Annotated in this window: 17 protein-coding genes and 1 tRNA gene; 9 read left to right on the top strand and 9 right to left on the bottom strand. The window is 61.7% G+C overall.

Going from position 1 to position 17,278, the window contains the following annotated elements; translation table 11 throughout:
* Positions 1 to 13: 13 nt before the first annotated feature.
* The 6 genes from AArcSt11_RS08955 to AArcSt11_RS08930 form a co-directional block, all read right to left on the bottom strand.
* Positions 14 to 589 (bottom strand): HemK2/MTQ2 family protein methyltransferase, encoded by a 576-nt coding sequence (locus AArcSt11_RS08955; RefSeq protein ID WP_250596437.1) that lies wholly within the window; start codon positions 587 to 589, stop codon positions 14 to 16.
* Positions 586 to 1,737: a mechanosensitive ion channel family protein gene (locus AArcSt11_RS08950; protein WP_250596436.1), complete on the bottom strand. Its 1,152-nt coding sequence runs from the start codon at positions 1,735 to 1,737 to the stop codon at positions 586 to 588. Before AArcSt11_RS08950 ends, AArcSt11_RS08955 begins: the two co-directional genes overlap by 4 nt.
* Positions 1,734 to 2,582 carry a 16S ribosomal RNA methyltransferase A gene (locus tag AArcSt11_RS08945; protein WP_250596435.1) on the bottom strand — a complete coding sequence of 283 codons (849 nt, stop codon included), beginning with the start codon at positions 2,580 to 2,582 and terminating at the stop codon, positions 1,734 to 1,736. The genes AArcSt11_RS08950 and AArcSt11_RS08945 overlap by 4 nt, the downstream gene beginning before the upstream one ends.
* Positions 2,583 to 2,751: 169 nt before the next feature.
* Entirely contained in the window at positions 2,752 to 3,333 is a 582-nt protein-coding gene (locus tag AArcSt11_RS08940; protein ID WP_250596434.1) for a DUF655 domain-containing protein, read from the bottom strand.
* Between the two features lie 44 nt (positions 3,334 to 3,377).
* Positions 3,378 to 3,734 (bottom strand): RNA polymerase Rpb4 family protein, encoded by a 357-nt coding sequence (locus tag AArcSt11_RS08935; RefSeq protein WP_250596431.1) that lies wholly within the window; start codon positions 3,732 to 3,734, stop codon positions 3,378 to 3,380.
* Between the two features lie 3 nt (positions 3,735 to 3,737).
* Positions 3,738 to 4,028: a 50S ribosomal protein L21e gene (locus tag AArcSt11_RS08930; RefSeq protein ID WP_250596429.1), complete on the bottom strand. Its 291-nt coding sequence runs from the start codon at positions 4,026 to 4,028 to the stop codon at positions 3,738 to 3,740.
* Between the two features lie 125 nt (positions 4,029 to 4,153).
* Here AArcSt11_RS08930 and AArcSt11_RS08925 point away from each other — a divergent pair, with 125 nt between their 5' ends.
* The 4 genes from AArcSt11_RS08925 (at position 4,154) to AArcSt11_RS08910 (ending at position 7,323) form a co-directional block, all read left to right on the top strand.
* Positions 4,154 to 5,188: an Mrp/NBP35 family ATP-binding protein gene (locus tag AArcSt11_RS08925; RefSeq protein WP_250596427.1), complete on the top strand. Its 1,035-nt coding sequence runs from the start codon at positions 4,154 to 4,156 to the stop codon at positions 5,186 to 5,188.
* A gap of 3 nt (positions 5,189 to 5,191) precedes the next feature.
* Positions 5,192 to 5,422: a DUF7976 family protein gene (locus AArcSt11_RS08920; protein WP_250596425.1), complete on the top strand. Its 231-nt coding sequence runs from the start codon at positions 5,192 to 5,194 to the stop codon at positions 5,420 to 5,422.
* A gap of 171 nt (positions 5,423 to 5,593) precedes the next feature.
* Complete coding sequence (locus AArcSt11_RS08915) at positions 5,594 to 6,646, top strand: enolase-like domain-containing protein (RefSeq protein WP_250596423.1); 1,053 nt, start codon at positions 5,594 to 5,596, stop codon at positions 6,644 to 6,646.
* 44 nt (positions 6,647 to 6,690) lie between these two features.
* Positions 6,691 to 7,323, top strand: coding sequence for a uracil-DNA glycosylase (locus tag AArcSt11_RS08910; RefSeq protein WP_250596421.1), 633 nt, complete (start codon positions 6,691 to 6,693; stop codon positions 7,321 to 7,323).
* A 17-nt stretch (positions 7,324 to 7,340) separates the two neighbouring features.
* Here the strand turns inward: AArcSt11_RS08910 and AArcSt11_RS08905 are convergent, their stop codons facing one another.
* Complete coding sequence (locus AArcSt11_RS08905; RefSeq protein WP_250596419.1) at positions 7,341 to 7,814, bottom strand: DUF5793 family protein; 474 nt, start codon at positions 7,812 to 7,814, stop codon at positions 7,341 to 7,343.
* A gap of 129 nt (positions 7,815 to 7,943) precedes the next feature.
* On the opposite strand from AArcSt11_RS08905, the gene AArcSt11_RS08900 reads away from it, so the two are divergent.
* From AArcSt11_RS08900 to AArcSt11_RS08880, 5 genes are all read left to right on the top strand, one after another.
* On the top strand, positions 7,944 to 8,462 hold the full coding sequence (locus AArcSt11_RS08900) for a DUF7549 family protein (protein WP_250596417.1): 519 nt from the start codon (positions 7,944 to 7,946) through the stop codon (positions 8,460 to 8,462).
* 86 nt (positions 8,463 to 8,548) lie between these two features.
* Positions 8,549 to 10,240 carry a type II/IV secretion system ATPase subunit gene (locus AArcSt11_RS08895; RefSeq protein ID WP_250596415.1) on the top strand — a complete coding sequence of 564 codons (1,692 nt, stop codon included), beginning with the start codon at positions 8,549 to 8,551 and terminating at the stop codon, positions 10,238 to 10,240.
* Positions 10,241 to 10,244: 4 nt separating this feature from the next.
* A complete protein-coding gene (locus AArcSt11_RS08890; RefSeq protein WP_250596413.1) occupies positions 10,245 to 12,347 on the top strand; it encodes a type II secretion system F family protein in 2,103 nt (700 codons plus the stop codon).
* Positions 12,348 to 12,385: 38 nt separating this feature from the next.
* Positions 12,386 to 13,033, top strand: coding sequence for a class I SAM-dependent methyltransferase (locus tag AArcSt11_RS08885; RefSeq protein WP_250596411.1), 648 nt, complete (start codon positions 12,386 to 12,388; stop codon positions 13,031 to 13,033).
* 97 nt (positions 13,034 to 13,130) lie between these two features.
* Positions 13,131 to 13,201, top strand: a tRNA-Gly gene (locus tag AArcSt11_RS08880).
* Between the two features lie 341 nt (positions 13,202 to 13,542).
* Here AArcSt11_RS08880 and AArcSt11_RS08875 read toward each other — a convergent pair.
* On the bottom strand, positions 13,543 to 14,265 hold the full coding sequence (locus AArcSt11_RS08875) for a M48 family metallopeptidase (protein ID WP_250596409.1): 723 nt from the start codon (positions 14,263 to 14,265) through the stop codon (positions 13,543 to 13,545).
* Positions 14,258 to 17,215 carry a type I restriction endonuclease subunit R gene (locus AArcSt11_RS08870; protein WP_250596407.1) on the bottom strand — a complete coding sequence of 986 codons (2,958 nt, stop codon included), beginning with the start codon at positions 17,213 to 17,215 and terminating at the stop codon, positions 14,258 to 14,260. The genes AArcSt11_RS08875 and AArcSt11_RS08870 overlap by 8 nt, the downstream gene beginning before the upstream one ends.
* Positions 17,216 to 17,278: the final 63 nt, after the last annotated feature.

Below are 17,278 nucleotides of genomic sequence, written 5' to 3'. Positions count from 1 at the left end.
TCTGTCCGGGATCTCACCGCAGCAACTTCAGTACGGTCAACGACTCGAACGGATAGGACTCGTCCCGGAGCGCGGCAGCGCTGAACCCCTCCGTCGCCGCCGTGTCGACGACTTCGTCGACGCCAGTGAGACTGCTCACAAGCAAAAGGACGCGGCCGTCGGGGGCCAGGACGCGCCCGACAGCTCGCAAAAACGGGTCGATCACCGCCCGGCCCGTCTCGCCGCCGGACAGTGCGACTTCCATCCAGTCGTCCCACGCCTCGGATTCGTCGGTCGGCAGATAGGGCGGGTTGAACAGGACGGCGTCGAAGGCGTCGTCACGAAATGGCGACACCAGATCTGCACGGACTGTCTCAACACCGCGCTCTCTGGCCGACCGACAGGCGTGCGGGTTCAGATCGCTCGCGACCACGCGCGCACCCGATTCAGTGGCGACGTGCTCGGCAACGTAGCCCGAGCCTGTCCCGACTTCGAGCACGAGGTCGTCTTGCCCGACCTGTTCGGCCGCGACGGTTGCAAGCAGGTGTGAATCCTCGGCTGGCTGGTACACATCGGTTTCGACGCCCCGGCGCTCGGCGAGATCAGTCACTCGTCACCACCGGGCGAGGGCTCGGAGACGAAGTCGACGGCCTCGGTGGCCCCGCTTCGACGACCAACGGTCCGCTGTGGGAACGGGATCGTGATTCCCGCCTCGTCGTAACGGTCCTTGATCGATCCGATCGCCTGCGTGCGTGCGCGGTTGTACCGGCGCGCGCTCGGGGAGTCGATCCAGAACCGGACCCCAAGCAGGATCGCCGAGTCGCCAAAGCGCTTCGAGACGACCTGTGGCGTCGGTGCATCTTCGGCGTCCTCGACGTCTTCGACGGCATCGAGCGCAAGCTCTTTGGCCCGTTCGAGATCGGTATCGTAGTCGACACCGACCTCGATATCGACTCGAAGTCGCCCCTTGCGGCTCCGATTGACGATCGCCTGACTGGAGATGACGTCGTTTGGCACCATCACGTACTCCCCGTCAACGGTCTCGATGCGGGTGTTCATCATCGTTATATCGGTGACGATCCCTTCCTGATCGTCTCGCCCGACCTGGACCCAGTCGCCGATCTCGAACGGCCGGGAGAACATCAGCACGAAGCCAGCGAGCAGCGAACCGAGGGTCTGTCTGGCGGCCATACCAACCACGATCCCGAGGAAACCAGCACCGACGAGGAGTCCGCTGACGTTGACCTGCCAGACGCCCAGCACGACGAAGAGTGCAAACGTCCAGATAAGCAACTGCGAGAGCCGGTAGGTCACCTGACGCTGGTGGCGGGTGACGGCGTCACTCGATCCCATCAGATCGTCGAGCAGGCGACGGATCACGCCCGTAAACACCTGCGCACCGACGAGGACCAGTACAGTGACGATAAGCTGTGGAATCACCGCCGACAGCTCGAACGCTTCGATCTCCGCCAGTACGTCGTTGCTCAGGCCCCACAGCTCGACGAGAAGACCGACCGCTGTTGCAAAGACGCCGATCACGACGACCGACGCGATCAGATCGGCGACCGTCGGGGAGACGAACCGTTTTAGCTGGGACTGGGCTCGACGGGCAAACCAGCTCGCAAGCACGGCACCGAGGATCGCAAGCAGCGTGACGAGAATCTTTCCTTCCGTCGATGCGACCTCTTCGGCGAGCCCGGTCACGCCCATGACCAGGAACAGCCACGCAAACTCGATACTCCCACTCAGCACGATCACGTACCCCCCCTGGTTCCGGGATCCATACCGTACTCGAGTGCGACAGTCGCAATCTCCGCAAATATGCTCGGCGGGAGCTTGCCCGGTCGTCGACGGAGCAGGTCCTCGTCGAGTTGGTCGATCACTGCCGCCGCGTCGTCGATCCCCGAGATGTGGACCGTGTTGCGGATCGCGTTGCGCAAGGTCTTGCGTCGCTGGGTGAACACGGCCGTGACGAACCCGAGGAAGAACTCCTCGTCGGCGACCTCGTACTCCGGTTCACGAGGTATGGTTCGGACGATCGCGCTTTCGACCTCCGGTGGCGGCGAAAACGCCTCACGGGGAACTGTCTCGACGATCTCGATATCGGCGTAATGCTGGGCGCTCACGGAGAGGCGGCCGTACTCGTCAGTGCCCGCCGCGGCCGCCATCCGCTCGGCGAACTCCCGCTGAAACATGAGGACGGTCGGCTTTGCCCGCGGCAACAGCCGAAAGGCGAACTCGCTGGACGCGCCGTACGGAAGGTTCGAGACGGACGCGGTGTACTCGGGGAATTCGACGTTCAGCGCGTCCCCCTCGATCACCGTTAGCCGACCCGCATCGATCTCGTCGGCGAACTCCTGGCGGAGAAACGATACGAGCTTACCGTCCTGTTCGATCGCAGTAACGTGATCGGCGACTGCGAGCAACCGGTCGGTGAGCGCGCCAGTTCCGGCACCGATTTCGAGGATGTGGCTACGGTCGGTGTCGGCATCGAGATGCTCGGGCACTCGATCGAGCACGCGATCGTCGATCAGAAAGTGCTGGTCGCGGTCGGGGTTCCCCCGGACGCCTGCCCGCGCGAGCAACCCATCAGGATCTCTCATTGGTTCGACCGGTATGGCACCCGTGCGTGTAAACGCATTGGCTTGTGATCGAGCGGGACGTCCCGTCGGAAAAAGCGTTGTGGCCGCGCATAGTGTTTACTCTCGTCATTTACGGTCGATCGTCGGACCGGTACGGACGATCACCGGTAACCAGTGAGAGTAAACACTATCAGTCGTCGCCACCGACGAACCGCCGGTACTTCAGGTCGTCCTCGCGGAGTTCTTCGATGATCCGCTCGACGATCACACCCTCTGGATCGTGGAGGCCGCTGACACGCTCTTCGACCTCCTCGAAGCTCTCGAACGGTTTTCGCTTTCGCTCGTCGAGGATCGTGTTTCGGAGCTTCTTCCCGATCCCCGGAAGCAAGTTCAGCTGGTGGAGTCGGAGGGTGATCGGCTGTGCGTCGTTGTAGAAATCGACGAACCGCCCTTCGTTTGCCTCGACGATCTCTTCGACGACGTAGTCGAGTTCGGACGTCGCACCGCTGGAAAGGTCCTCGTACTCCACGGTCCGGAGCTGCTGGATGGATCTCCGTTCCTCGGCGGGGGAGACGACGATCCGATCACCGATACTCACGTCGGCCTCGTCCTCGAAGAGGAGCTCGTAGAGATAGAAGTCCCGCTCGCCGAGGGCGTACGCTGCCGAGGGCGTCTCGTACTGTGGTCGATCGTCACCTGGCAAACCGTGTGGCAGGTGATCGAGTACGACCGCGTGACGTAACGTCGACTCGTCGCCAGTGGCGTCGCTCATCGTACGTAGGTGTAAGGCGACCTGTCACTTAAAGAGTCGGCACATCAGGCGTACTTCGCGACAATGTCGAGAATGGTATCGAGTTCGTCGCCAGAAAGCGAGTATCGCTCCTTTGCGTACACCGTTCGGAGTTCGTCGCGGTCCTGTGGAAGCAGGTTGGTGATCTTGTATGCCGTCGACTCGTCGACCTTGTCGAGTTCCTGAAGCTCCGTGACGAGTTCGCGTGACTCCTCGGGTTCGAGCACGGCAAACCGATTGGCGTGCTCGATCGCCCGTGCCAGCTCGTAGCGCATCTCCCGGTCCGGATCCTCGGCGCGCTCCGCTTCGACCTCGGAAAGCAGTTCCTTGGTCTCGGAGACGGTGAGATACTCCTCGCTGATCTTCTCTTTGAAGATCGTCATCGCTTACTCCTGGGCCGACAGGTGTGCTGGGTTCGCGAGCAGGGTCTTCGATTTACCCTTGTCGCTGATCTCGACCTGGAACGAGCGACCCTGCTTGCCGACGACGGTTCCAGTGTGGCCGTTGAATCGCGGGTGGAACCGACCTTTTGGGGTGCTGGGGTCGATCGCGAGGTGGACCTTCTGGCCCTCGTCGAATTCTTGAATCGAGCGCTGTGGCGGCGACGCGCCGCGGTCACGCGGACTGTTCGACAGCTTGTTCCGGGTTCCTTGGCGGGGTCCTTTGGAGTTTGGCATAGTCGTATCCCGGCCTAGACCGCTTGGCGTAATAAAAGGTGCGTTCCCGTCCCGCGAGCCCGCGTGCGAACTGCTCCCAATGGCTTCGCAATGCTTTTCGCCCGACACGAACTCTACGTAGACATATGGACGAAGACGCTGTCCGCGATCTCCTTCGGGAGGTCGAAGACCCGGATCTGGACGACGACATCGTCTCGTTGAACCTCGTCAACGGGATCGAACTCGACGGTAAGTCAGTACACGTCTCGCTCGCGCTGGGTGCGCCGTACTCGCCGACCGAGACCGCGATCGCCGACGAAGTACGACAGGTGCTCGGTGACGCGGGACTGGAGGTCGACCTCTCCGCGAACGTCGACGAGGGGATCAGTGCCGATGAGCAGGTGTTCCCCGGCGTCGAGAACGTCATCGCGGTCGCCTCCGGCAAGGGCGGCGTCGGCAAGAGCACCGTCGCGGTGAACCTCGCTGCCGGACTCGCCGATATGGGCGCTCGCGTTGGCCTCTTCGACGCCGACATCTACGGCCCGAACGTGCCGCGGATGGTCGACGCCGACGAGCCCCCACAGGCGACCGAAGACGAGACGCTCGTCCCACCCGAGCAGTACGGCATGAAGCTGATGAGCATGGCCTTCCTCGTCGGCGAGGACGACCCGGTCATCTGGCGGGGACCGATGGTTCACAAAGTGCTTACCCAGCTCTGGGAGGATGTCGAGTGGGGCCAGCTCGATTACATGGTGATCGACCTGCCGCCAGGAACCGGCGACACCCAGCTTACCCTGCTCCAGACGGTCCCGGTCACCGGCGCAGTGATCGTCACGACGCCCCAGGATGTCGCGCTCGACGACGCGCGGAAGGGTCTGGAGATGTTCGGCAAACACGACACGCCGGTGCTGGGCATCGCCGAGAACATGGCGACGTTCAAATGTCCGGACTGTGGCGGCGAGCACGACATCTTCGGGGCCGACGGCGGGAAACGCTTCGCCGACGTTCACGACATGCCGCTGCTTGGCTCGATCCCCCTCGACCCCGCAGTCCGGAGCGGCGGCGACGCGGGCAAGCCGATCGTCCTCGACAAGGACAGTGACACCGGCGAGGCGTTCAGACACATCGCACGTGGAGCGGCGAACAACGCGGGGATCATCCGTCGCCGTACCCAGCAGTGAGTGATGTCGGAGAACCCAGCCGAGCGGTTCGACGCCGACTCCGAACGCGTCGACGCCCTGCGCGAGATTGCGGATGACGTCCGCGGGGACTCCTCGGAAAGCCGCCAGCTCGCGGCGATCCTCTATCGGGTCAGCGATCTCTATGACGAGGACGAACAGACCGATCCCATCGAGATCTACCGAAACGTCGAGACGATCATGCAGATCAAGGCACAGGGTGGGCGGGAGCCCTGAGTCCGTACACAATATCACATTGTGCACAATGTAACATTGTAACATCGCAGACAGCGGCGGGGTGGCACAACCGGGAGCATTGACTGCTCCTGTCCCACCCCATTTCGGCTGCAGCTCGGCTTGCGGACGCTTCGTCGGTACTGGTTTGAGGCAGGCTACCAACCACTCTGTATGGACCTGTATGATCCACTCGGGACACTCCCCGTCGACATCGACGAGTGCACGTTTCAGCGACGTGAGCGCGATACCTCCAGCGGCTTCACCCGCGTGAGCACGACGGTCGAACTCCACGGCGACGGTGTCGTGGGCCGTGGCGAGGACGTCACCTACGAGACGCCGGATCACGACGCGCTGCACGAGGCTGGCCCGCCCACCCTTGCGGGCGAGTACACTCACGCGGAGTTCTCCACGCTCCTCGACGATGTCGAGCTGTTTCCGGAGCCGCCGGTGCAGACGGCCTCGCACAACTACCGCCGGTGGGCCTTCGAGAGCGCGGCGCTCGACCTCGGACTCAAGCAGCGCGGCGAGACGCTGGCCGACGCGCTCGGCCGGGAGTACGATCCGGTACGATTTGTCGTCAGCACGCGACTGGGTGATCCACCGTCGATCGACCGCGTCGAACGCTGGCTGGAGCTATACCCCGATCTGGAGTTCAAGCTCGACCCGACGAGCGAGTGGCCTGTCGAGCTCGTCGACGCGCTCGCCGAGCGTGACGTCGTTCGCGTCCTCGATCTCAAGGGCCAGTACAAGGGCACCGAGGTCGACCAGCCAGCCGATCCCGACCTCTACGAGCGGGTCGCAAGCGGCTTCACCGATGCCCTCATCGAGGACCCCGAGTTGACGCCGGCAACGCGGGCGGTACTCGATGGGCACTGGGACCGGGTTACGTGGGACTACCCGATCACCGGCGTCGAGAGCATCCGCGACCTCGACCGGGAGCCCGACTGGCTCAACATCAAGCCCTCACGGTTTGGCTCCGTCGAGTCACTGCTCACGAGTATCGGACACTGCCTGGATCGCGGGATCGAACTGTACGGCGGCGGCCAGTTCGAGCTGGGTGTGGGTCGCCAGCATATCCACGCTATCGCGTCGCTGTTTTACCCCGACGCACCGAACGACGTGGCTCCGCGGGCGTACAACGATCCCGAGCCCTCGGCGGGCCATCCGACAAGTCCGCTTTCGCCCCCGGCTGAACCGTCGGGGCTGGAGTGGGGCGAAAACTAGCGTGCAACGAGACGCTTTTGTCGCCCCCCAACCATCCTCGATGTGTGGACGCAAATCAGGACGTGCTCTCGAACCCGTTCGGGATGGACGAGGACTGCCGGAACTGCCCGGCGCTCTGTGAGACGCGCGAGCAGGTAGTGCATGGATACGGCGACGTCGGCGGCGATTTCCTGTTCGTCGGCGAGGTGTCCGGCGAGGGTCCCGACCGCACTGGCGTTCCGTTCACCGGTGACGAGACGGGGCGAGCCCTCCTCTCGATTCTCCGACGGCTCGGCCTCTGTGGCTCGGAACCGGACAGCGAGGAGCCCAGACTCGGAAACACGTTTCTCACCTACACGGCTCGCTGTCGCCACCCCGAGCGGGCACCGACCGACGAGGAACTCGGGAACTGCGAACCCTATCTCAACGCCGAGATCAGAATGATCAACCCCGAGATCATCGTTCCAGTCGGCGAGCGAGCCCTCGAAGAGATCGGCACCGAATATACGACAACGCCGGTCGAAGAGCTCGATATCGTCGCGGATCACGCCAGTCGGATCCGCGGCAGAGGGTTCGAGTTGATGCCGATGATCGACCCCGACAGGCAGACCGACGCGCAGACACAGGCGTTCGTCGAAGCCTTTGCCGAGCTAATGGCGAGCGATTACCGGCAGACGAAAGGGCGGCGGGGTCGGTGAGCGCGGAAAAAGTCGTCCTACAGCTCGACGCCGCTCGGGATGAGACTGTGCTTTCGCAGCAAGTTCCCCTCCTCGTTGTAGACGAGGAACGTCTCTTTATCATATGACAGCAGTTCGTCCCCGTCGATCCGTAATCGGACACCGTATCGACCGTCACTGTCCGGGTCGTGCTCGCCGTAGCGTCGTGCAGCCCGAATGAACGCCAGGACATCGTCGGCGTCCTCGTTGAGTTCGAGGACGAAGTCGCCAGTCGTCCGGTTCGTCACGCTAACGACGCCAGCCGCGTCCTCGGCATCGGGTGGCGATTGAAGCCGGAAGGCGACGTCAGTGTCTTCGGCGGCGAGCAGGTCACCGTTTACGTCCGTGAGGCGCTCTCGGAGTGTCGTCCCTGGCCCATCGAAATCGATCGTTACCTGCGGCTGGGCGGGCTCGCCGTCGTCGTCGATCCAGTCGATGTTCTTCGCCTCCAGTGTAAAGTAGTCGCGCCTCATTCCCTGTCGAGCGATATGTCCTCGCTGGCAATGAACGTAACGCCTGCGGGGAATACCACGACCACCCCACGGCAAGGGTCACTGGAGCGTGATGGTTGATTTTATGTACGCTCCGCAGCGTCCTCCTGCATGGCCTGGGTCCGCTCTGAATACGCCGGTGAACTGGCAGTCGTCTCCGCGTGGCTCGCGGCACTGCTGCCGTGGAACGTGACGTACGCGACGATTATCGAGGGCGAGGTCACTATCCTCTCGATTCGATTCCCGTTCGTCCAGCTACGGTATTTGTTGGGCGTCGAGCTACCGGGCGATGAGGGGCTCTCCATCGATCACCCGATGGCTGCCCGAAGTCTGGTAGAAGGAGACCCCATGATGGTGTACAACCTCTGGATCGTCGGCGCGCTGTTCGTTCTCGCTGCGGTCGGGCTCAGCGTCGTCATGTACCTCCGCGAGAAGTGGGTAACCGAGCGGCTCCCGCGAAGTCCGGTCCGGGTCATGGGGGCGTTGCTCGCCGGAGCGACGATCGCGCTGTCGGCGTCGACGGTCGCTATCATCACACACGGCGAGTTCGGCGGTGGACTCCCGATTCCGATCGGTCTGGTCGTACTCGGGGCGCTCTCGTGGATACTGTTGACCGTCGACCTTGCCTGAGTTCGCCCGCCCAATTTAAGGGAGTCGGCTACATTGTACCGCGACAGACAACGCCGTGTCGATAGACGACAGCGAGAGCCCGATGCATGACAGACGATACTGACCCCGGTTCGATCCCGCTCGGAATGGACGACGTACCGACAGCGGACGCTACCGCGGACGGGAGCGCAACCCAGGAGTCACTCGGGCAGCGACTGCGACGAGCCCTCGATCTGCTGAAAGGGTCGACGATCGATGTCGATCGATATCGGCCGGGAGAGCATGGCCCATTACTGTCCTTTACCGGACTCGACGGGTACGACGAAATCGACCGATACTGGGTGAACGCCCCCTTCGCCTTCGTCTCGATCAACCACGACCGGGAGCGCAACCGCAAGCGCTACCACGTCGTCGAACCCGAACTGGACGACGACGAGTACGAGCTGCTCGAAACGCTGTTCGACGATATCCGCGACCCACTCGTCTATCGGGGTGATATCGACACCGAAAACGTCGAGGCGGTGCTGGTCGAGGAGCTCCGCGACCACCTCGAACGATACGGCGTCGAGATCGATACTGTCGGCTTCTACAGACTGTTTTACTACCTCTATCGATCGTTCCGAGGTTACGGCAAGATCGATCCGATTATCCACGACCCGCATATCGAGGATATTTCATGTGATGGGTACGAACTACCGATCTTCGTCTATCACGACGACTACACCGACATCGAGACGAACGTCTCCTTCGAGAAAGGGGCGCTCGATAACTTCGTGACCCGCCTTGCCCAGCAGTCAGGGCGGCACATCAGCGTCGGCGAGCCGATGGTCGAGAGCACACTCCCCGACGGGAGTCGGGCAGAACTCGCACTCGGCGAGGAAGTGACACCTCGCGGCTCGGCGTTTACCATCCGCAAGTACTCCGAGGAGCCGTTCACGCCGATCGATCTGCTGGAGTACGGCACCTTCAACGTCGACCAGATGGCCTTTCTCTGGCTTGCGATCGAGCACAACAAGTCGCTGATCTTCGCCGGTGGGACTGCCTCGGGGAAAACCACCTCGATGAACGCCATCTCGATGTTCATCCCGCCGCGCTCGAAAGTACTCTCGATCGAGGACACCCGCGAACTGACGCTGTACCACGATAACTGGCTGTCAAGCGTCACGAGAGAGCGGATCCACGAGGGCAACGACATCACGATGTACGACCTGTTGCGCTCCGCACTCCGACATCGGCCGGAGTACATCATCGTTGGGGAGGTGCGTGGCGACGAGGCGATCACGCTTTTCCAGGCGATGAACACCGGCCACACGACCTACTCGACGATGCACGCCGACTCGGTACAGACGGTGATCAACAGACTGGAGAACGATCCAATAAACGTCCCCCGGTCGATGGTCCAGTCCCTCGACGTCCTCTGCGTACAGACACTGACCAGGTTTGACGACGAGCGGGTCCGACGGAACAAGACGATCGCCGAGATCGAGGGCGTCGACCAGCGCACCGGCGAACTCGACTACTCGACGAGCTACAGATGGGACGCGAGCGACGACACGTTTACCGAAAGCGGGAGCAGTATTGTTCTGGAAGAGATCCGGGAAGACCGCGCTTGGTCACAGTCACAGTTGCTATCGGAGTTACGAAACCGACGGACCTTCCTGGAGTACCTCTGGGAGAACGATATCAGCGGCTACCGGCGGTTCACCGCGCTAGTCAACGACTACTACGCCGACCCTGATGCCGTAATCGAGCGCATAGAGAACGACGAAATGGATCGGCCAACACCTCCCGCCGAGTGACAGTATGTGGGTCTCTCTCTCGGTCGCGCTCGTGGCGCTGTTGACTGCACCGCCACTGTTTGCCATCCTCAGCGAACGGGCAAACCGGGTCGTGACACGGCTCTCGATCGTTGCGTTCGCGGACCGTCTCGACATGGCTGGCAGAAAACGTCTCCGCCACGAGCGTCGGCTCAGGCAGGCACAGTTCGCCACCACGTATCGGATCTACGCCGTCAAGACGGTTCTGTATGCGGTTCTCGGCGGGCTGGTCGGCGTGGTCCTCGGCATTCACGTCGCACGGGGAGTCCGACGTCTCCTGACGACCAGTCCGGAGGCCCTCGTAGCCGAGCTCCCTGCAGCACTCCACTTCCTGGCAGGTATTGGCGGTAGTGCCGAGTTGCCGACAGTACAGTGGGCGACGATCCTCGTGATCAGCTGTCTACTCGTCGGCGCGCTGTTCGCGGGGGGTGTCTACTGGTTCCGCTGGTGGTATCCGACCAACGTGGCGGACGCACGCAGTGCACGGATCGAGGCCAACCTGCCACAGGCGGTCGCGTTCATGTACGCACTCTCCCGAAGCGGTATGGAGCTCCCACAGGTAATGCGAATTCTCGCCGAGACCGAGCACGTCTACGATGCCGCCGCCGAGGAGTTTGCCGTCGGCGTGCGCCACATGGACCTGTTCGGCAAGGACGTCGTGACGGCGATCCAGACGATGGGCGAGCAGACGCCCAGCCCGCAGTTCAAAGAGTTCTGTGAGAACCTGGCGAGCGTCCTCAAGAGCGGACAGAGCCTTGCTGAATTTCTCGAAGGAGAACACGAGTCGTTTCAGGAGGAAGCCGAGGCCCAGCAAGAACAGCTGCTCAACGAGCTGGCCACGCTCGCAGAGGCCTACGTTACGGTGCTTGTTGCCGGACCACTCTTTTTGATCACGATCCTCGTCGTCATCGGCATCGCCGTCACCGACACACTCGATTTCCTCCGGCTGTTCGTCTACGTGCTCTTGCCGCTCGCGAATCTCGGGTTCATGCTCTACCTGACGACAGTGATGGGCGAACAGTCGGCCGGAGATGCCGTCAGCGGGATTGCTTCGTCGGTCGAACACCTATCTGGAATCCGCCAGAGCGCTGCTGACACTGCCCGTACGGACGGAGGACGGACCGCTTCCCGGAACGACCAGCGCGCAGAGAACCTCCGCAACGTGCAGTTGTACCGGCAACTCCGCTGGCTCCGGGACGTGCTCGGACAACCGGTACGAACGGCGATCGACCGGCCGGTGACCGTCCTCTGGGTGACTGTCCCGTTTGTGGTTGTCGTCGGCGTCCTCCGGCTCTACTGGACGGTATCACTCGGCATTCCGCTGGTGGTGGTGCTCGACGACATCCTCATTCAGTCGGCGCTGTTCGTTATCGGGAGCTTCGCCATCGTCTACGAGATTCATCGCCGCCGGATCGCGGCAATCGAGGCCATCATCCCCGATCTGATGGATCGGCTGGCAAGCGTCAACGACGCCGGAATGACGGTTATCGAGAGCCTCGGCCGCGTCCGCGGGAGCGATCTGGGTGCGCTCAACAACGAACTCGACCGCGTCTGGGCGGACATCCAGTGGGGCGCGAACGTCACCACGGCGCTCCGACGGTTCGAGACGCGCGTCCGAACGAAGACCGTTTCTCGAACCGTGACACTCATCGTGCACGCGATGAACGCGAGTGGCGACCTCGCCCGCGTCCTCCGGATCGCGGCCGGACAGGCGAAAGCCGACCGTCGTCTCCAGCGAGCACGGACCCAGGAGATGCTCACCTACGTTGTCGTCGTCTACGTCGCCTTCGGCGTCTTCCTCGTCATCATCGCCGCGCTGGATCTGGTACTCATCCCCAGCCTCCCGGACGACAGCGTCCTTCCGGAATCGACCGGTGCCGCCGGACAGGTCGGCTTCGGCGGCGTCCTCGACGAACTCGGCTCGGTCAACGAGACTGCCTACACGCTCGTGTTCTTCCACACGACCGCAATCCAGGCCGTTTTCTCGGGGCTGATCGCCGGACAGATGAGTGGCGGGTCGATCAAAGACGGCGCGAAACACGCCGCCGTGTTGCTCTCGATCGCCTACCTCGTCTTCCTCTTCCTCTGAGCCGTCGCTGTTTTGTCGATACCGATCCTTCTTCGGGTATGGACCGCTCGACGGCCGACGTTCGCGACACCTACGACGAGATCGCGAGCCATTTCGCCAAGACTCGCGAGTACGCCTGGCCGGAAATCGAGGAGTTTCTTTCCGACCGCACGGGTTCCGTCGGGCTTGATCTCGGCTGTGGAAACGGCCGTCACGCCGAAGCGCTCACGGCGCATGTCGACCGCGTGCTCGGCGTCGACGTGAGCCGTGGGCTGCTCGAAACTGCGCGTGATCGCCGCCGCGAGCGTGGCTTCGACGTCGAACTCGTACAGGGCGACGCATCGCGGCTTCCCCTCACGACCAGTGCAGTGGACCTCGCCGTCTACGTCGCCACGCTCCATCACGTGCCCACCCGGACGGATCGGGTCGCCAGTCTCGACGAACTGGCGCGGGTGCTTGCCCCCGACGGCAGGGCGCTCGTCTCGGCGTGGAGCACGGCACACGACACGTTTGACGCCGACGAGGGCTTCGATACAACGGTCGAGTGGACGCTTCCCGGTGGCGAGGCAGTCGACCGATTCTACCACATCTACGATCCCGAAGAGTTCCGCGCTGATCTCGACCGGAGCGCGCTCGATCCACTCGACGTCTTCCTCTCCAGTGGCAACTGCTACGCAGTCGTCGGACCGAAAGGGAAACGCCCTTAATGGACGGCGGATTACGATAGGGTGCACGCTGGTGTGGGCCTACGGCCCACCGGTACAGCGTATCGGGTCTTGACTCCCGATGCGTTTCACCATGTGCGCGTCGGTGGTCTAGTGGCAGGACCTGAGCCTTCCAAGCTCATGGCCCGGGTTCAAATCCCGGCCGACGCATTTCTACTGTGAACCACAGTGAGCAGTGAAATCGTCAGAGGGATTTGAATCACGCAAACGCGAACGGAGTGAGCGTTTGCCTCGGGTTCAAATCCCTGGCCGATGTCCAGCCGAGCGAAGCGAGGCTGGGCTCGGAAGACGAACAGTGTGAGTCTTCCGGTGCACTCTCTGCGGTCGTGCGTCGCCCGTAGTTCGCAAACAAACCGCGTTTGCTCACTCCTGATCGACAGAGTCGATCAATGTTTGCTTCGCTCAGCAAACTCCCGGCCGACGTATTATTCTGAAAAATACTCCCCACCACGCAAGGTGTGAGCTGTGCAGTGGGCACCGAACAGCCTAGATCACAGGTCCTCCTGCGAAAAGACGAGACGGGCACTGTTCGATTCGAGCCAAGCTGCGTGAGATTCGTACTCGGGATCGTGTACAGCGACCAGTGACCAGTACTCCTCGGTGTGGTTCTGTTCGCGGAGATGCGCCAATTCGTGGACAACAATATACTCTGCAACCTCTTCTGGGGCCATCATCAACCGCCAGTTGAGGCCGAGCGTCCCCGACGTTGAACAGCTCCCCCACTTCGTTCGTTGATTCCGGATATCGATCTGTTCGTACTCAACACCCATCTCCTCGGCGAAGTGATCAGCTCGGTCCTTGAACCACTCGCGAGCTTTACGGCGATACAGCGTTTCCAGGGCCCGTTTGATAGAGGTCTGTTCGACGTGGTGTTTTGCGAGACGGAACTCTCTATCGACCACTCGTGAGGTGGGCCGTTTCTCAACGACGATCTCGTGGGGCTCCCCTCGATATGGAAACGCTTCACCGACTGCAAACTCTCGATCGGGGACCTGTTCGCGAAACCGTTCGTACTTGGACTGTTTCTCGACGACCCACGCCCCGTTCTCGGCGAGAAGGGTCTCTGGATCCGCTGAAGAGCCCTCAGGAACCACGACTCGGACGCCGTGAATATCCACGTCGATCCGGGGTTCGGTCGCCTCCTTGCTCCGACGTACCTCATACGGTACGGTCTTCCCGAGAAGCGTGGCCTCACCCTGGGTGGACTCAGACATAATTGCTGATCAGGTACGTCCGAATATCGTCCTCGAACGATCCCGAAATGAGGTCGGCACGGTCGAACTCTTTGATCACCACGTCGAAGACGAGTTTCGTGATCTGCTGTTCGGTAGACTGTGTCGTCTCCCATCCGGGATACCCGTAATCAATGCGGTCCTCGAAGGTTTCCACGATAGCGGCCGCAAGCTCCGCGGCGTTCTCGTCGTCTTCGAGAGCATCGTCGTATTCTTCGGTCAGGTGCGTTTCAATGGCATAGGTCGCCCGTTCAGCGGCCTCCTCACCTGCTTCCTCCTCTACTTCGAGTACCTCCTTCTCGACGGACTTCAGCGCCTCAACCGCTTCAGGATCGGAGAGATCTTTCCCCTGCCAGCGTTCAACGATTTCGGTAACGCGCTCGCTAAGTCGCTGATACCGTGGGTTCTGCCCCATCCGCGGATGAAGATGGTCCTGTGTGGCGTGTGCGATCTGGGACGCTTTCACCCCCGGATTGTCGAGTTCTTCGACGTCTTCGAGGTACTCCTCTCCGAGCTTGTATGTTGGAAAGTCGTCGCGAATCTTGCCTACGTCAACGTTCTCGTTGAGGATCTCGCGAGTCTTCTCCTGCATATCCTCTTCAGGACTCTCCGTTCCCGACGTGGTGCGCTGGAAGGCGACCTGTATCTTGCTGAGCCACTTGTACTGGTCCTGAATCCCGTCCTCGATCAGACGGCGGTCCGGCGCGACGGATTCGTAGAGATTCTGGAGGCGGCGGAATCCCTGCTTGAACTGCCGTCGCTCGGGGTGCTTGCTAATTCGGTTGACGGCCTCGTTGGTCGCTTCCTGCGAGTCGTCCATCGGAATGCCATCGAAAATGTCTACGACGGACTCCAGTTGATCGATCAGGTCGTCGTACAGCTCCTCCTTGTCACGAGCGGCGTAGGCCTTCGTCTCTGCGTCGTAATCGAGGGCCTCGTCGATGTTCTCGAAGACGCCCTGGAAATCAACGATCTCGCCGTTCTCCTTGTTTTCGGCAACCCGGTTGGTCCGGGCGATCGCCTGCATGAGATTGTGGTTTTTGAGGTTTCGGTCGAGATACATCGTCTTCAGGATCGGGGCGTCAAACCCGGTCAACAGCATGTCGTGGACGACCAGCAGGCTCGGGTTCTCGTCTGGATCCTTGAATCGCTTGACGATCTGGTCGCGTTCCTCGTTTTCGGTGTGGAACTGCTGGATGAGGTCCGGGTCGTCCTTCGTCGCTGTGTAGAGTACCTCGACAGCGTCCTCACCGCGGCGCTCCTGAAGGCGTTCGCCGTACATCGCGGCCGACCGACGGCTTGGCGTCACGACCATCCCCTTCCAGCCGTTGGGAGCGACCTTCTCGCTGTAGTGTTCATCGATCTCCTCGACAGCGCGGTCCACGCGGGGTTCGATCTCCGCCATAGTCCGGCTGGTCACGTTATCCTTGATGAATTCTCGTTTCTCCTCGGTCGTCATGCCGCGGAACTCCTGCTCGAACTGTTCGTCGAGAGCGTCTTCGGAGACCTCCCACTCCATCTCGTGGCGGAGCGTGAAGTAGACTGGCAGGATCAGGCCGTCGTCGATCCCCTGCTTGACCGAGTAGCGATGGAGGTAATCCTCGCCCTCTGGGCTGAACTCACGGAAGGTGTTCTTGTCCTTCTCGCGTTCCCCTTCGCGGACGGGCGTTCCGGTAAACCCGAAGTGGGTACTGTCGGGAAGCGCGGCATCAAGTCGGCTCCCAAGGTCGGCCTCCATGAACCGATGGGCCTCATCGGACATGACCACGACCTCGTTGTTCCCTTGCACGTCCGGTTCCACGTCCTGGAACTTCTGGATAGTCGTCAAAACGAGCTGGCTACTGCCCTCCTCGATGAGTTCCTGAAGGTGATCGATACTCTCGGCTTCAGTCCAGTGCGAAAGCGAGAGGTTTGCCAGCTGGTCGCGCATCTGGCTGTTGAGCTTGTCCGTATCGACGATGATGAAGACCTGCGGATTGCGGGCGGCACTTCCGGAGAGTAGGTTCTCCGCGGCGTAGAGCATCGTGAACGACTTGCCCGATCCCTGCGTGTGCCAGATGAGTCCGCGGTCGTGTTCACCGCGCCGGACGCGATCGAGGATCCGGTTGACCGCGTAGTACTGCATGTACCGCGGGATGATCTTGGCGTCACCGCCGGGCCGTTCCTCGAAGAAGACGAAGTTCTTCAGTACGTCCAGGAGGGTCCCCGGATTACACAACGCCTGCGTCGCCTGTTTCATCCGGTTCTCTTCGGCGGCATACTCCGCGGGCGCTTCATTCCACGGCTCGTAGAACTCGCCCGGTGCGCCCACGGCCCCGTAGCGAAGCTCCATCGTGTCGGCGGCGACGTTGAACAGCCCCGGAACGAACAGCCGGGGGACGTCCTCCTCGTACTCCTGAAGGTCCGTGATGGCGTCGTAGTAGTCGTTGTCCTGCGCGAGACTTTTCAGCTCCATCGTCACCAGCGGGATCCCGTTGACGAACAGCGTCACGTCAGGACGGATCGTCGTCCCGCGCGAGACGGAGAACTGGTTGACCGCGTGGAAGCGATTGGCCTCCGGGGTCTCGAAGTCGATCAGATCAACGTAGACCGTCTCTTTTCCGTTCTTGTCGGTCTGGACGGTGAACGTCTTGCCTTTCGTCAGTAGTTCGTGAAAATGCTGGTTACCAGCGAGCAAGTTGTCGTGATCGAGGTCCCGCCGGAGGGATGTGGTGAATGTGCCGACGTTGTCCTCGGTGATCTCGTCGTTGAGCGCGATCAGTTGCTCTTCTAGCAGATCCCAGTAGATGACCTCCTTTTGCTTGCGATCGTGTGTCTCGTCAAGGACCTTGGCCCCCTGTCCGCCGTCTTTCCCATGAGTTTCCCAACCGACGCCGTCGAGCCACGAGAGGAGGGACCGCTCGACGCCGCCTTCGTTGGGAGTGCTAACCATTACCGTCGTGTTTGTTCGCTTACCGGATGTGTCTATCGATTACTATGTCAGGATGAGACAGAT

The organism is Natranaeroarchaeum aerophilus (assembly GCF_023638055.1).
Classification (GTDB): Archaea; Halobacteriota; Halobacteria; order Halobacteriales; family Natronoarchaeaceae; genus Natranaeroarchaeum; species Natranaeroarchaeum aerophilum.
This window is presented reverse-complemented; position numbering and strand designations above follow the sequence as displayed.

What these genes read in the sequence shown, in the direction of transcription:
- AArcSt11_RS08935 (WP_250596431.1), bottom strand. Translation starts at nt 3,734, where the DNA reads ATGACGATCTTCAAAGAGAAGATCAGCGAGGAGTATCTCACCGTCTCC.
- AArcSt11_RS08895 (WP_250596415.1), top strand. Translation starts at nt 8,549, where the DNA reads ATGACAGACGATACTGACCCCGGTTCGATCCCGCTCGGAATGGACGAC.
- AArcSt11_RS08930 (WP_250596429.1), bottom strand. Translation starts at nt 4,028, where the DNA reads ATGCCAAACTCCAAAGGACCCCGCCAAGGAACCCGGAACAAGCTGTCG.
- AArcSt11_RS08945 (WP_250596435.1), bottom strand. Translation starts at nt 2,582, where the DNA reads ATGAGAGATCCTGATGGGTTGCTCGCGCGGGCAGGCGTCCGGGGGAAC.
- AArcSt11_RS08940 (WP_250596434.1), bottom strand. Translation starts at nt 3,333, where the DNA reads ATGAGCGACGCCACTGGCGACGAGTCGACGTTACGTCACGCGGTCGTA.
- AArcSt11_RS08885 (WP_250596411.1), top strand. Translation starts at nt 12,386, where the DNA reads ATGGACCGCTCGACGGCCGACGTTCGCGACACCTACGACGAGATCGCG.
- AArcSt11_RS08890 (WP_250596413.1), top strand. Translation starts at nt 10,245, where the DNA reads ATGTGGGTCTCTCTCTCGGTCGCGCTCGTGGCGCTGTTGACTGCACCG.
- AArcSt11_RS08925 (WP_250596427.1), top strand. Translation starts at nt 4,154, where the DNA reads ATGGACGAAGACGCTGTCCGCGATCTCCTTCGGGAGGTCGAAGACCCG.
- AArcSt11_RS08870 (WP_250596407.1), bottom strand. Translation starts at nt 17,215, where the DNA reads ATGGTTAGCACTCCCAACGAAGGCGGCGTCGAGCGGTCCCTCCTCTCG.
- AArcSt11_RS08920 (WP_250596425.1), top strand. Translation starts at nt 5,192, where the DNA reads ATGTCGGAGAACCCAGCCGAGCGGTTCGACGCCGACTCCGAACGCGTC.
- AArcSt11_RS08875 (WP_250596409.1), bottom strand. Translation starts at nt 14,265, where the DNA reads ATGTCTGAGTCCACCCAGGGTGAGGCCACGCTTCTCGGGAAGACCGTA.
- AArcSt11_RS08900 (WP_250596417.1), top strand. Translation starts at nt 7,944, where the DNA reads ATGGCCTGGGTCCGCTCTGAATACGCCGGTGAACTGGCAGTCGTCTCC.
- AArcSt11_RS08905 (WP_250596419.1), bottom strand. Translation starts at nt 7,814, where the DNA reads ATGAGGCGCGACTACTTTACACTGGAGGCGAAGAACATCGACTGGATC.
- AArcSt11_RS08915 (WP_250596423.1), top strand. Translation starts at nt 5,594, where the DNA reads ATGGACCTGTATGATCCACTCGGGACACTCCCCGTCGACATCGACGAG.